Origin of the sequence: Sporosarcina sp. JAI121, from assembly GCF_013408665.1 — a bacterium.
Lineage (GTDB): Bacteria > Bacillota > Bacilli > Bacillales_A > Planococcaceae > Sporosarcina.
The window spans coordinates 896,316-910,980 of record NZ_JACCCL010000001.1 but is presented as its reverse complement, the minus strand read 5'-3'; the positions used below and the strand labels follow the sequence as shown (position 1 = coordinate 910,980).

The 14,665-nt window shown below is 43.3% G+C and carries 14 protein-coding genes; 5 read left to right on the top strand and 9 right to left on the bottom strand.

Translation table 11 applies throughout. From position 1 onward, the window contains the following. The first annotated feature begins 12 nt into the window (after nucleotides 1-12). Genes HDC33_RS04235 through HDC33_RS04220 form a run of 4 tightly spaced genes read left to right on the top strand, consistent with a single transcriptional unit; the run spans nucleotide 13 to nucleotide 3,787 of the window. On the top strand, nucleotides 13-1,119 hold the full coding sequence (locus HDC33_RS04235) for an ABC transporter ATP-binding protein (RefSeq protein WP_179391252.1): 1,107 nt from the start codon (nucleotides 13-15) through the stop codon (nucleotides 1,117-1,119). Continuing rightward, nucleotides 1,109-1,933 carry an ABC transporter permease gene (locus HDC33_RS04230; RefSeq protein WP_179391251.1) on the top strand — a complete coding sequence of 275 codons (825 nt, stop codon included), beginning with the start codon at nucleotides 1,109-1,111 and terminating at the stop codon, nucleotides 1,931-1,933. Before HDC33_RS04235 ends, HDC33_RS04230 begins: the two co-directional genes overlap by 11 nt. Next, nucleotides 1,917-2,717 (top strand): ABC transporter permease, encoded by an 801-nt coding sequence (locus HDC33_RS04225; RefSeq protein ID WP_179391250.1) that lies wholly within the window; start codon nucleotides 1,917-1,919, stop codon nucleotides 2,715-2,717. The genes HDC33_RS04230 and HDC33_RS04225 overlap by 17 nt, the downstream gene beginning before the upstream one ends. Then, a complete protein-coding gene (locus HDC33_RS04220) occupies nucleotides 2,714-3,787 on the top strand; it encodes an ABC transporter substrate-binding protein (protein WP_179391249.1) in 1,074 nt (357 codons plus the stop codon). The genes HDC33_RS04225 and HDC33_RS04220 overlap by 4 nt, the downstream gene beginning before the upstream one ends. A gap of 319 nt (nucleotides 3,788-4,106) precedes the next feature. On the opposite strand, the gene HDC33_RS04215 is transcribed toward HDC33_RS04220, so the two are convergent. Next, nucleotides 4,107-4,535 (bottom strand): hypothetical protein, encoded by a 429-nt coding sequence (locus HDC33_RS04215; RefSeq protein ID WP_179391248.1) that lies wholly within the window; start codon nucleotides 4,533-4,535, stop codon nucleotides 4,107-4,109. Nucleotides 4,536-4,801: 266 nt separating this feature from the next. Here HDC33_RS04215 and HDC33_RS04210 point away from each other — a divergent pair, with 266 nt between their 5' ends. Beyond that, nucleotides 4,802-5,995 (top strand): MFS transporter, encoded by a 1,194-nt coding sequence (locus HDC33_RS04210; protein ID WP_179392624.1) that lies wholly within the window; start codon nucleotides 4,802-4,804, stop codon nucleotides 5,993-5,995. Between the two features lie 263 nt (nucleotides 5,996-6,258). Here the strand turns inward: HDC33_RS04210 and HDC33_RS04205 are convergent, their stop codons facing one another. The 8 genes from HDC33_RS04205 to fadH all read right to left on the bottom strand — a co-directional run bounded on the left by HDC33_RS04205 (nucleotide 6,259) and on the right by fadH (nucleotide 14,557). Further along, nucleotides 6,259-7,110: an ABC transporter permease gene (locus tag HDC33_RS04205; RefSeq protein WP_179391247.1), complete on the bottom strand. Its 852-nt coding sequence runs from the start codon at nucleotides 7,108-7,110 to the stop codon at nucleotides 6,259-6,261. Nucleotide 7,111: 1 nt separating this feature from the next. Beyond that, the gene (locus HDC33_RS04200) at nucleotides 7,112-8,041 is read right to left on the bottom strand and encodes an ABC transporter ATP-binding protein (RefSeq protein ID WP_179391246.1); all 930 of its coding nucleotides are present in this window, start codon (nucleotides 8,039-8,041) and stop codon (nucleotides 7,112-7,114) included. Beyond that, the gene (locus HDC33_RS04195; RefSeq protein ID WP_179391245.1) at nucleotides 8,038-10,437 is read right to left on the bottom strand and encodes a COG1361 family protein; all 2,400 of its coding nucleotides are present in this window, start codon (nucleotides 10,435-10,437) and stop codon (nucleotides 8,038-8,040) included. Before HDC33_RS04195 ends, HDC33_RS04200 begins: the two co-directional genes overlap by 4 nt. A gap of 95 nt (nucleotides 10,438-10,532) precedes the next feature. Continuing rightward, on the bottom strand, nucleotides 10,533-11,426 hold the full coding sequence (locus HDC33_RS04190; protein WP_179391244.1) for a transcriptional regulator CcpC: 894 nt from the start codon (nucleotides 11,424-11,426) through the stop codon (nucleotides 10,533-10,535). Next, nucleotides 11,407-12,900, bottom strand: coding sequence for an MDR family MFS transporter (locus HDC33_RS04185; RefSeq protein ID WP_179391243.1), 1,494 nt, complete (start codon nucleotides 12,898-12,900; stop codon nucleotides 11,407-11,409). The genes HDC33_RS04190 and HDC33_RS04185 overlap by 20 nt, the downstream gene beginning before the upstream one ends. Nucleotides 12,901-12,964: 64 nt before the next feature. Beyond that, nucleotides 12,965-13,405, bottom strand: a complete 441-nt coding sequence (gene cbpB, locus HDC33_RS04180; protein ID WP_179391242.1) for a cyclic-di-AMP-binding protein CbpB — start codon at nucleotides 13,403-13,405, stop codon at nucleotides 12,965-12,967. A 104-nt stretch (nucleotides 13,406-13,509) separates the two neighbouring features. Then, nucleotides 13,510-13,746, bottom strand: a complete 237-nt coding sequence (locus HDC33_RS04175) for a hypothetical protein (protein WP_179391241.1) — start codon at nucleotides 13,744-13,746, stop codon at nucleotides 13,510-13,512. A 52-nt stretch (nucleotides 13,747-13,798) separates the two neighbouring features. Continuing rightward, nucleotides 13,799-14,557, bottom strand: a complete 759-nt coding sequence (gene fadH, locus HDC33_RS04170; RefSeq protein ID WP_179391240.1) for a 2,4-dienoyl-CoA reductase — start codon at nucleotides 14,555-14,557, stop codon at nucleotides 13,799-13,801. Nucleotides 14,558-14,665 lie beyond the last annotated feature (108 nt).

Sequence of the window (14,665 nt, the reverse complement as noted above, 5' to 3'; positions counted from 1 at the left end):
AGGAGTGTCTACATGACGACTCAACCGATTATTCGCTTTGAAAATGTGACAAAAAAATATAATAATGAGACGACTGTTCTGAACGGCGTTTCCTTTGAAATGGAACGCGGTAAATTTTACACATTGCTTGGTCCTTCAGGCTGCGGGAAAACGACTATCCTCCGTCTAATCGCCGGATTTATCGAACCGACGGACGGCACGATTTTCTTCAATGGAAAAAAAATCAACAACGTGCCTGCCAATGAACGCCAAGTGAACACGGTTTTTCAAGACTATGCATTGTTCCCTCATTTAAATGTATTTGAAAACGTTGCATTCGGCTTGCGAATTAAGAAAGTAAAACAAGAAGAAGTCAATCGCCGGGTCATCGAAGCACTGAAATTCGTCAATCTTGAAGGATATGAAAAACGGGAAATCGCGGAAATGTCGGGTGGTCAACGTCAACGCGTCGCCATTGCACGCGCCATCATCAATGACCCTGAAATCATTTTGCTGGATGAACCGCTATCCGCACTCGATTTGAAATTGCGTTCCGAAATGCAATATGAACTTCGGGAATTGCAACAACGCCTAGGTAAAACATTCGTATTCGTCACGCATGACCAAGAAGAGGCGCTTGCGATGTCCGATGAAATTTTTGTAATGAACACTGGAGCAATCCAGCAATCTGGTACTCCGCTTGATATCTACGACGAACCCATCAACCGTTTTGTCGCTGATTTCATCGGCGAATCGAATATCGTACCGGGCATAATGGTTGAAGACTTCGTTGTCCAATTTACCGGGAAAACTTTCGAATGTGTCGACAAAGGTCTGAATCCAAACGAGAAAGTCGATGTCGTCATCCGTCCGGAGGATTTGGAGCTCACTACTATCGATAAAGGGAAACTGAACGTGAAAGTCGATACACAATTGTTCCGCGGTGTGCACTATGAACTGTCCACGTACGACGCTGATGGCAACGAATGGCTTGTGCACTCAACTAAAAAAGCGGAAGTCGGTGTAACTGTCGGGCTCGATTTTGATCCGGAAGACATTCATGTCATGCGACTGAACGAAACAGAAGAAGAATTCGATGCTAGACTTGAGGCGTATGGGGTAGCGGTCGATGAACAATAAACCTCTACGCCCGCTATATACGATTCCTTACACCGCTTGGATTTTGCTGTTCGTCATCGCACCGATTGCACTTATCATTTACTTTTCATTCTTCGACCTGAGCGGCAATTTCACATTCGACAACTATAATAACTTTTTTTCTTCCGTCTATTTGAAACTGACCATCAGTTCATTCTGGTATGCATTCCTGATAACGTTTTTCACTTTGCTGTTTTCTTACCCGACCGCCTATTTTCTGACGAAGACGAAGCATAAGCAACTTTGGCTTTTGCTCATCATCATCCCGTCATGGATAAATCTACTTCTGAAAACGTACGCGTTCATCGGCCTTTTCAGTCTTTACGGTCCAATCAATGCATTGCTGGAAACGACAGGGATCGGCAAGCAGCAAATCCTTTTCACCGATTTCAGTTTTGTTTTCGTTTCCGTTTATATTTTCATCCCATTCATGATTTTGCCGATTTTCAATTCGCTCGACAAACTGAATCCCGCCCTCATCGATGCATCACGTGATCTTGGCGCAAATTCATGGACAACATTCAGGCGCGTTATTTGGCCATTGACGTTAAATGGCGTTAAATCGGGAATCCAGGTTGTCTTCATCCCTGCCCTGTCACTGTTCATGATCACCAGACTTATTGCAGGAAATAAGGTGATCACGCTCGGGACAGCGATAGAACAGCAGTTTCTCGTCACGCAAAACTGGGGAATGGGTTCAACTATCGCTGTATTCCTTATTTTATTCATGTTTATCATCATGCTGATTACGAGCAGCAAAGACAGGGGGACGACAATCAATGGAAAAATTAAGTAAACTCCCTAAAATCTATTTGGTTGCCGTATTCATCATTTTATATGCCCCTATTTTCTACTTGATCTTTTACTCGTTCAATTCAGGCGGCGGAATGTCGAATTTCGAATCGTTCACGCTTGAACATTATGCAGCAGTCTTTGAAGATACAAGGCTGATTGTTATCGTAATTAATACTGTTATCGTTGCCTTGCTGTCTGCGCTCGTTTCGACTGCAATCGGAGTGCTTGGAGCATTGGCAATCGTTTTCATGCGCAATAAAGCGATGCGCAATGCTGTGTTGTCTCTCAATAATATCTTGATCGTCAGTCCGGATGTCATCATCGGTGCTTCATTCCTCATTTTATTCACAATGATTGGCGTGAAACTCGGTTTTGCTTCCGTACTCATTTCGCATATCGCATTCAGCATTCCGATTGTTGTCATCATGGTATTGCCGAAGCTCCAGGAAATGAGTCCGACGCTTATCGATGCGGCCCTGGATCTTGGTGCTTCTAAACGGGATGTCTTGACGCGCGTCATCATTCCTTTCATAAAACCGGGAATATTAGCAGGATTCTTTCTTGCTTTAACGTATTCCCTTGACGATTTTGCCGTAACGTTTTTCGTCACAGGAAATGGCTTCTCTACATTGTCCGTAGAAATCTATTCAATGGCACGTGCAGGTATCACGTTAACAATCAACGCATTGTCAGGTCTTATCTTCTTGGTGACAGTCGTACTTGTTATCGGTTATTACGCGATTAGCCGCAAAACAAAAGCACCGCTTTCGGGGGTGAGAAAATGAAAGAAATAGTAAGGGGTGCGGCAGTGATTCTACTTGTTTCCGCAATTCTTTTATTCATTAATGCAGAGTTGAATGACGGCGGAGGAAGTGCAGGCAAGGATTCAATCACTGTTTACAACTGGGGCGAATACATCGATCCCGACTTGCTGAAACAGTTTGAAAAGGAAACCGGCATCCGAGTAATTTATGAAACATTTGATTCGAATGAAGGGATGATGGGAAAAATCGAACAAGGCGGAACATCGTATGATATTTCAATGCCTTCTGAATATATGATTGAAATGATGCAGGAAGCCGATCTATTACTTCCGCTCGACTATAATAAAATTCCAAACGTCAAAAATATCGATCCCTATTTCCTCGACTTGCCATTCGATCCAGGCAATAAGTACTCACTTCCCTACTTCTGGGGGACACTTGGGATTGCATTTAATCCAACATTACTGGATGGGCAGACCTTTGAAAGCTGGGATAACCTATGGGACCCTTCCCTTAAACAGCAAGTCATTCTTGTAGACAGCGCACGTGAAACGATTGGAATGGGACTGAATTCATTAGGATATTCATTGAACTCAACCAATCTTGACGAACTACGTGAAGCGACGGATAAGTTGAAAACACTTAGTCCTAATGTGAAAGCTGTCATCGGGGATGAAGTGACTCAACTGATGATTAATGGAGAGGCTGCCATCTCACTTACCTGGTCAGGCCAGGCTGCAGATATGATGTATGAGAACGAGGATATCGATTATATTGTCCCTGAGGAAGGTTCCAATCTTTGGTTCGATAATATGGTCATTCCTCGTACCTCGACAAATATCGAGGGCGCGCATGCGTTCATTAATTTCATGCTCGACGCTGAAGTGGCTGCACAAAACGCTGATTACGTCGGCTACTCGACACCGAACTTAACAGCCCTGGATTTGATGGATCCTGAAGTGACTGAAGATGAACGTTTCTACCCTGATGAAGAAACACGCGGTCACCTTGAGGTATATAGAAATCTAGGCCTTGAAATGCTTGGCCAGTACAATGAGTTGTTCCTTGAGTTCAAAATGGATATGAAATAACAATTAAATTGGAGATAAACAATTCCTTCAAATACTACGGCGCTCGGGTAGTCGGAGCGGAAGAGCAAATACCATTGAACCCGCTAATGCGCTAGGGGATGCCTCTCGCCATAAGCCAGACAACTTCGTCGTCAGTCTTATGGCTTCGGCTACCCCTGTTAGGCGCCTTCGCTTGATATTTTCAATTGAATTCATACGAGTAGCACGGCTAACTATGAAGTATTTACCGGGATTGTTAATTTCGAGTGACATTTACCTTTACAATTATCAATACTAATACCGTGAGGTGCCTGTCAACAAGATAATTAATTAGCCATCATCAATATATCTGAAAATAACCAGCGAAGGCGCCTTTCATGTGGTAGCCGAAGCGATAAGACTGGCGGTGGTCTTCCGCCCGGCTCATCGCGAAAGGCATCCACAAAGCGCTGAAGCGTATATTATGAACATTCCTTAGTCCAATTCTATAATAGTGGACAATTTTAATGATCCAACATACCTGAGAAAACCCAGCGAAGGCGCCTTTCATGTGGTAGCCGAAGCGATAAGACTGGCGGTGGTCTTCCGCCCGGCTTATCGCGAAAGGCATCCACAAAGCGCCGAAGCGTATATTATGAACATTCCTTAGTCCAGTTCTATAATAGTGGACAATTTTAATGATCCAACATACCTGAGAAAACCCAGCGAAGGCGCCTTTCATGTGGTAGCCGAAGCGATAAGACTGGCGGTGGTCTTCCGCCCGGCTCATCGCGGGAGGCATCCACAAAGCGCCGAAGCGTATATTATGGACATTCCTTAGTCCAATCTATAATAGTGAACTTTTTGAGTGACCTCCCCTTCTCGCTCAACTTTTACACGAATTCATACACCCATCTTTTATTGACGTTTAAGACAATCTTTGTACATCCCGAGGTCGTCTTTTTTCTGCTTGAAAGTCGCATCACAATGTACTCCAATGCAGTTTATGGTAATATATTTTAGTAACACGAAATAGTTTGGAAAGTGGTGGTAGTTATAGCGGTCAAATCTAATAATTTTGCGTTATACGTCTTAATGTTCAATATGTTTATCGCCATGTCGGGCATCGGTCTAATCATTCCGATTATGCCGGAATATCTTGGTACGTTTGGCGTTGCGGGTCAAGCTCTCGGTTTTCTGATTGCTATGTTCTCATTTTCACAATTTATCTTTTCTCCGATTGCCGGCGATTTATCTGATAAACACGGCAGGAAAAAGCTGATTATAATAGGGTTGATCATTTTCGGCCTTTCGCAACTTGCATTCGGACTATCCACCGAATTATGGATGCTCTATGCCGCTCGGTTCTTCTCAGGGCTTGGCTCTGCATTCCTAGTACCCCCGATGATGGCATTTGTTGCCGACATCACGACATACGAACAACGTGGCAAAGGGATGGGCCTGCTCGGTGCTTCAATGTCGCTCGGATTCATGATTGGACCTGCAATCGGCGGTTTTCTTTCAAAAGTAAGCTTAACGTTCCCATTTTACATCGCAACAGCAGCCGCTTTGACTGCAGCACTTATTTCCATTTTCGCTCTACCGAATCCGGCACCGCGGACAACAGTCGAACCCGGTAGTGAGAAAAAGAGGGAAAGTCTTATCAAGCAGATGAAACGTTCAGCGAAGACTCCTTATTTTGTTATGCTCATTGTCATGTTTGTCTTTTCATTCGGTTTGGCAAATTTCCAATCCACAATCTCTCTTTACGTAGACCATAAATATGGTTATACACCTTCTCAAATCGCAGTCATCATTACAGTTGGAGGCTTCGTCGGCGTTATCGCACAGACATTCGTCATCAATAAACTGTTCAAACGGTTCGGTGAAATGCGCGTTATTCATGTAAACCTTATCATCGCAGCTTTTGCAATGATCGGGATTGTGTTCGTCAATTCATTCTATATGATTCTTTTCGTAGCAACGATTTTCTTCACTGCAACATCCCTCCTCCGCCCCGCCGTCAATACACTTGTATCGAAGCTCGCAGGGGAGGAACAAGGTTTTGCAGCAGGTATGATGACCGCCTATATGAGTCTTGGAAACATGGTTGGCCCGGCTCTTGCAGGCATTCTGTTCGACATTAATATCATTTACCCGTATATTATCGGTACTATCATCCTGCTCGTCTGTTTTGCAGTCGCTTTTTATTGGGCGAAACGAAGCAGAAATTTACTTTCAAGTTTATAAACATAAAAAAGCCCAATCGCACAGGAAATCTTCCAGTGCGATTGGGCTTTTCACTTTATTAATTAAAGTATTGAATACGTGGAGTTTGTTGTATAGTCGTGTTTGATTCTGTCTACTGTTTAAACACCAAAGGCATTCAAGAAAAGCTAAAAAAGATGAAGGCACATCTTCTTATGACTGTAGCAAGCCAAGCTAGCCACAGCGCAGCATGGTCTTCATCTATTTTTTAATAATGATTTCCGTTCCATTCGCTCACTTCCTTATCATTTGGAACGTTTCATATTAACACGCAGTTTTTTTACGGAAATGAATATAGAAATGGCAGTAAGCGACAAATAGAAAATAAGATAGCCAATCCAAATCGGAAACTTCACTTGCGTCATTTCCGAAATGCTATCCCCCACTCCCTGTGAAAGGAGTGAAGCGAGCATGATGGCCGGATTTATCGACGCAAGGATCTGCCCTGACACAGAAGGTGACGGTATGCCCGTTCCCATTTGATTGAACGCTGTCATTTGGATAACGATCAAAAATAGAAACCCGGTGACAATCGATAGGAACAGCATCGTTCCATACGTTGCAATCATCGAAACGATAGTCCGTCGAATAAGTGTTGAAAACATGACACCTATACTTCCGATTGCAAGCAACGTAACAAATAAGAAAAAGAACACTTTGGCAAAGTCCAATGGAGATATACCGCCGAATAAAAACACTAAACTATAGACCGGTAATCCCGCCACAATGAGCAACAACAGGAATGCGATTGAAGACGATAATTTTCCTGATATGATTTGAAACGAACTTTGTGATGTCGTCAATAAAATCGGCAGCGTTTGTTTTTCCCTCTCCGAACTGATTGCTCCAGCCGTTAAACCCGGTGTAATGAATAATACGAGTCCAAGTTGGATAAATGATAACAGTCCGAACAGGATGAAGCTTTCACTCGGTCTGAAATAAGACGTCCCTGACATATTCATTGTCGTAAAAATGAAACCGAAAACAAAAATACACATCGCTAGCAAGTAAAATAGGATACCTATGAAACTTTTCGGCGAGCGGAACCTTAATTTCAATTCTTTAAAAAGGACCGGATTATTGAAATTCATTTTCATTTCAGTCGGCTCCTTTCGTAATTTCCATGAACACATCCTCAAGATTGGTTACATGTTCCATAAATGAAAGGATTGGAACATTATTCATGACGGCCCGCTTCAATAACATGACCTGATCTTCTTCAGTCCCTTTATATGAAAATATGATGCCATCGCCATCGGCTAGCTCCTCAATATTCGACACGAGCGGATCCTCTTCGAAAAATCCGATCGTGCTGTCCAGCGTTCCAGTCAAACGGACCGTAATGATCCTTTCTCCGCGCAGTTTATCTTGAATTTCGGCAACGGAACCATGTGCAATAAGACGTCCATTGTCAATCACTCCGATTTCATCACACATTTCCGCAAGTTCAGGTAAAATATGTGATGAAATTAAAATCGTCTTGCCCATTTTCTTCAACGTTTTTAGGATATCTCTCATCTCCACACGAGCACGCGGATCAAGCCCGGATGCAGGTTCGTCGAGGATAAGCACTTTCGGATCATGGATAAGACTCCGGGCTAAACAAAGTCGTTGCTTCATCCCCCGCGATAAAAGGTCTACGTACGCATGACGTTTATGCGATAGGTTCACCAGTTCCAGCAATTGCGGTATGAGCTTTCGCCGTTCCGCATCAGGAATGCCGTAGCTTGCACCGTAAAAATCCAAGTATTCATCTGCTTTCAGCTGGTCATAGACTCCGAAAAAGTCAGGCATATATCCGATCATTTTACGTATTTCCGTAGGATTTTCACGGATGTTCCTGCCATTGATAAAAACATCGCCCGCTGTTGGTTGCAATAAAGTCGCCAAAATGAGAAAGGTCGTCGATTTTCCTGCACCGTTCGCTCCGACAAATCCAAAAACGGTACCTTCACTCAGCGTCAAGTTCAAATTGTCGAGCGCTATGAATTGTCCATATTTTTTCGTCAGCCCTTTTATTTCTATCATTGTGCCACCTCACCAATCATCTTGAGTACAGGAGCACGTCCCTGGTTTCCATTTTTTGCATCATGGAATACAATTCGGACGATAACTTCCCCTTCAGGCGTTATATAATCGTTCAGGTTTTCCGTTTTCATTAATTTTCCTGATTCCGATTGTTCATATTCCTTGGTCCGGACATTTAATATACTTACGCCATAAAGCTGTTTTTGTATTTTCGATACTTCAATCGACGTCCATTTCATTTTCTTCTCAACTAATTCAGCCGGCAACCGCCATATTTGATTGTATACAGCCTGACCGAAATAATAGTCGTCACCCGCGGATCCCATCGGCTCAGGTTCAGTTTGGCCGTCCTCCGAAATCATGACCATTTCCATCATTTCGGGTTCAATTGACAGCATACCGGTGAACGCCACTTCCGACTTTATCGGCTGAACAACCATCGTCAATGCCGACACGGAGGGCTTTGCCTTAGGAAGTTCAATCGGTACAATCTGGGTATCCGTATAACCGATTATGACGGGATTCGAGGGATTGTTCATATAATCGCTCGAAAAGGAAAGAAGACTGTCTTTCCGCATCTTCATCAGATCATCCATATTGACAGGTGTTGGATTCATATACGGATTGAACATTGATTTTCTAGGAAGCAATGTAGATGTTTTCAACGTTTCATCCACTTGGACGGATTCCCCTGGTCCGAGATCGCCGATTGGAATCAGTTTTGTTCCTGACCATATCGCTACCTCCGTCAATGCAAACGGAAATTCATTCGTCACTGTACCCGTCAACTTCTTATCTGTGACATTCAATTGTATTTCGTAGTTCCCTTTCTTTTCGAGCCTTGTTTCCCCGTACACCGTCCCAACATTCCAATAACCTATATTGCGAAGATGCAGTTTTGACCCTGTGGCATCCTTTTCAACAATTGCATGTTTATGAATAGTCCCTGGAGTGGAGACGAAAGGATCATTGGCCGGCAACGAAGCACTAAGCGTTGTTTCGGCAGGTGCAGTTAATGTAAAGTCCCCGGATTTATTGGATAGGATTGACTCCACATAATATCCTGACAAACTACCATCCTGTTCCACATTTACTATTGCGGAATGTTGAATTTGTGCTCCTCCGATCCGATCTTTCGCTCCATATGCAAAAATAGCAATAGACGTCACTATTGCAATCGAAGGAATAATCCACCACGCATATTCCCGTTTATCTTTCCGTTTTAGGATAATGTAAAGAACGGGGATAATAAGAATAATGTAAAAGATGATAATCCCAAAAACTAACGGTGCGGATACTTTAAATGATGGAAACAATTCGTTGGTCCTTCCTACAGAATGGGCCAGCGCTGTTCTTGGATTGTCATGCTGATTCTGACTGAATTGATTTTGCTGTCCTGCCGTATCAAATAATTTACTCCAGAGTGCCGGCATTCCAACCGCTGTAGAAATCGGATCATCGCCGACCGAGAAAGCCGTCTGTACTACTTGCCCCCGGCCTACCTGAGAATAGGCAATAAGAACATTTTCTTCATCTTCAAGCAGTGGCAATGCACTCGGATTCAATTCGGACAAATACGAATGTATGACGCCTTCAAATCCTTTTATTCCTACCCAATTGTTCAATACCTCGGGATTCGACTCAATACTACCTTTCAACGTCAGAGGCAAGTAGCCGGAAAAAATGCCTGCCTCAGCATTCACGTTGGCATAACCCCCGATTACTAAGATGCCACCTGAACGAACCCATCCCAACAACGCCTCTTGTTTCTTTGCGGATAAATCGGCAAGCGGATACTCATCGACAATGATAAAATCTGCCGCGCCCCATCCCGCAGCTTCCACCGGGATATTGGGTTCACTCATTTTTGACGTACTAATGATTTGGTTATTCGATGCATCCAAAATCCGACTATTTTTCAAAGCACCAAGACGATCCGGATTTTCTGTAAACGTAACGATGAATTTTGATTCATGATAAAACAGAGCCGCCGTTACTTTCTGCGCTCCCTTATGTACAATTTCCTTTCCTTTTTCCCATCCACCCTCGTATAGGAAAATTGTTTTTGCATTCGACATTCCCTCATTCATATTAGTCACATTCGGGATAACAAGTGAAATCGTTTTAGTCTCTCCGGCACCGATATCGAGAGGGATTGCTTCCCCACTTCCAGTCATATAATCGTTCGGAACATCGATTACGAGGTCCCCGTTGAATGCGGTTCCGTTGTTTTCAACCACAATTACAAGCGGTGCACCTTTTCCTTCCTTCACTTTTCCGTCGATGCCCACTGAAACAGTTACTGTTAAATCTGGAGCCGCTAGAGCATTGACAGTCGGAATGGAGATAATCAATCCAATAAATAAAAACAAAAACAGCGCTAACTTTTTCCACATACCATTTTCCTCCTTTCATTGCTGGATAGAATTTTACAAGAAGACTTTCACTCTTTTATTAGTACGAACAAGGCACTTCAAAGTTCCTGAATTTTTCAATAATCGTAATCCTTTTGCAACTTTTCTGCATGCCCTTGGACAATTTGTGTAAACGCATCCACCTGTTTCAACGCAAACGATGATTCGTATCCGATCAGCCATGTATCCCTCGTCAATTCGAATTCCTCTTCATTGTTCAATAGCGGTATTTTGTTGACATCCTCGTCGCCCACCAATGTAATCGACGGTAAAATTGCATAGCCGATTCCGTTTAACGCCAACTGTTTACATGTCTCAATCTGGTCGACCGTAATTTGACGCCCTGGATTTTGATCAAAATGGCGTTGCCACCAACGCTGGATTTCCATATGGTAATTCGAGTCGCTTTTAAACTGGATGAAAGGCCGTTCTGTATCTTTCAACTCATCGATAGTTGTAATTTCACGGTCCACCAAATAGAGCCAATCTCGGAACAAATACGTTTTTCTACTCTTCCAATCGACTTGGCCACGTACGATACCGACATGTGCTTCCCCTTCATATAGTGCTTTGACGATTTCCGAACTCCATCCTGTTATCAGTGAAATTTTTGCATCTGGATACATTTCCACATACTCTTTCAATACTTGAGGTAACCACGTCTGACCAACGATGGATGCACACGCTATCTTCAACGTCCCATGTATTTTGTCGGCCATCGATGCGATCATTTCAAAAGTTTCTTCTCTTTTCAAAATTGCTTCGCGAGCATATGCAATAACAAGTTCGCCTGCAGATGTTGGTTCGAGCCCTTTCTGGGAACGGATGAACAATAACGTTCCCCATTCTTTTTCAATTGACTGCAATCGTTGAGAAAGCGCAGGTTGCGATAAAAAAAGCCGTTCTGCAGCTTTCCGCATATTTCCTTCTTCCGCAAGTGCTTTAATGATTTCAAGTTCCGTCGTTGTCATGTTGGAACCCCTTTCCGCGTGGGATTTTTAATATAAGAAGCAAACTGATCACAGCAAAAATGGCCACTGTTATATACACCCATTGTAATGAACCATCAAGCGCACGTTGCAGTAAAAGTATTTCCTCTTCAGGTATTGTCCGTCTCATGTCATCGGTCAGAAGAAAATTGATATCATTTAAATCGTAATCCATTTTATCTTTTCTAAAGTGTGTCATTAACATGCCATTCAAAACCGCTCCGAAAAGCGCTGCACCGATAGTATTCCCAAAATTCCTCATGAACATATTGGCGGCAGTCGCAGATCCCCTTTTCTCCCTTGGAACTGCCCCTTGGATTGTGACGATGAACGATGTGCTGGTCAATCCCATACCGATACCGACAAAAAAACTAGCCATTGCCGCCCACCACGGCCCCGATGCAGGATTCATCATGACAAACAAAGTCGTTCCCAGGATGAGCGATAATCCCCCTGCGAAAGATACAAGAAACGTGCCATAACGAATCAATAGATGGCCGGCAACAGAAGATGCTATCGGCCATCCAATCGACATGGCGGTCAATGTGAACCCGGCGATTATCGCAGGCTGCTCCATCACCCCTGTTACATATGTCGGTAAATAAGAAGATATACCGATCAAAATCACGCCGGTCGTTAATGAAACCAGATTTGCATACAAAATGACAGGGTTTTTCCACATCGCAAACGGCATGACGGGATCTATTGCCTTTCGTTCGACCCTGACAAGCAATGCGAAGGCGCCTAGCCCTACAATGATTAACGAAACACTATAGAAAGACAGACGGCCGAATGCCTGACCGCCTTCAACAAGCCAATAAAGTATCGTAGATAATGATAATGTCAGTAGTATCGCACCCTTGTAATCAATCGAAACTTTTTTCGTGCGCACGGGCTCATGGAGATACAAGTAAATACCGACCATTGCAAGTATACCAAGGGGGACATTCACCCAAAAAACAAATTTCCAATTCATATATTGGACAATCAACCCGCCAATAACAGGACCGGATACCGCCGAAATCCCCCAGACGCTGGATAAATAGCCTTGAATTTTCGCCCGTTCTTCCGTTGTATAAATATCGCCGACTATTGTCGTGGCAATCGGCATTACTGCGCCCGCGCCAAGTCCTTGGATCAGCCTGAAAACGATTAACTGCTCCATCGAAACAGCAAAACCGCATAAAATAGATCCAATTAAAAATATAGTCAGCCCAATGAACAAGATCGGCTTACGTCCAAATAAATCCGCCAGTTTACCATAAATGAGCACAGTCACCGTACTCATCAGTAAATAAGCAGAAAAAATCCAGCTATACCGTGAAAAGCCGCCAAGATCTGAAGCTATCGCAGGCATTGCGGTTGTCACAATCGTCGCTTCCACGGCACCGACGAACATCGCCAGCATGACAGATATCAGCACGAGCGGGCGATTCGTTGTTTTACTGTTTCTCATGTTTCCCTCTCCCCTTTCAAACAGAAAAAGGCCCCATAAGGAGCCCGTAATGTAACCATAATCGTTAGTGAACGGAGTAAATATACTTTTTAAATTGTTTCAAAATTACTCTTCTCGTCAGTATGCCTGCAAATGTACCATCTTCTTCAGTTACACAAAGAAACGTATGGTCAATTAATAAATCGAGCCCTTTTTGAAATCGGTCAGTCGTTTTGATGGAGGGCAGATCCGTCTGCATTATTTCATCTACCTTTAAATCAGCTAAGCGTTCATATTCAATATGTTCAAGACCCAGAATCGAATCTGTAATCATACCCATACTAAGTAGCCCTTTCAGATGATATTTCGCATCAAGGACCGGTATGGCTGAATATCCTGTTTTTGTCAGAACAAGGAGAGCGTGCTCTGCATTATTTCCAACCTGAACGTGCGCAACTTTTTCGGACGAAATGATAAAGTCGGCTATCGGTGTGAAAAGAAAATCTCTATTGTTTACAGAAATCATGTAAATCTGCTCCTTCTGTAGCTATGCTGTTCATCTGAAAACTACATATCTATCATATCATAAGAAGGACTTTCAATCCTTAAAACAAAAAAGAAAACCTCTCCTTAAAAAGAAGAGGTAGCGTAATAAAAAATGACAATTCCCATGAAAAATACAGAGGCAAGGGCAATCCAAATAATCGGATTAAGCGTAAAAGGATGATCTTCTTCTACGACCGCCGGATTTCGACTATCCTGCACCTCAACAGCCGCATTTGCTTTGTTCCACTTCCGGACGGAGACAAAAGAAATCAAACCGATGATTAACACAACAATGATCAATGGGACTGTCCAGATGTCCATCACACATCACTCCTTTTGGGAGTAGGATGCGCCTAATGGGCAAAATTAATCTTTAAAACGGAAATTTGTTCAGCCATTGTCCGCCATCGAGTGTAACAATTTCACCGTTCATATAGGACGCTTTATCTGACATGATGAACGCCGCCAATTCCGCTATTTCTTCAGGCTGACCGAGACGGCCTAAAGGAATCGACGCGAGTGTACGTTTTGCCGCTTTTTCCGACTCCCACAGTTTATCAGCGCCGCCCGTGCGTTCAATCGGACCCGGAGCAATGCCATTCACACGGATCCCATATTGCGTTCCCCATTCGACCGCCAATGTCCGTGTCAATGACATGACGCCCGCTTTAGCTGCCGCGGAATGGACGACGCCGGCTCCAGCATTCCATGCATACGTTGCAAGCATATTTAAAATGGATCCTTTTTGTCCTTTTTCAATCCAATATTTTCCGACTGCACTCGAACAATAAAACGTGCCATTCAAAACGATATCAATAACAGATTTCCAGCCGTTTGGTGACAAATCTTCCGCTTTGACAATGAAGTTTCCGGCCGCATTATTAACCAATCCATCAATCCGTCCAAATTTCTCATCAGTAAAAGCAATTAAAGCTTCGACGGATTCTACATTCCGGACATCCATCTGAAACAAGTGCGCGCGATCCCCGATTTCTTCCTGAGCCGATTTTAATCTATCCGAATCCCTACCTGTAATAATAACTTGTGCACCTTCTGCGACGAATTTCTTCGCCATATATTTCCCCATTCCATTAGATCCACCCGTTACAATAATGACTTTTCCATCAAACATACCGATTCCCCCTTTTAATGAATGAATATTCACTCATAATTATAGCATGTTATCAGGTGTATGACGAGAGTAATAGAGTGATAGTCGCCCTCCCTTACAAAGTTAATG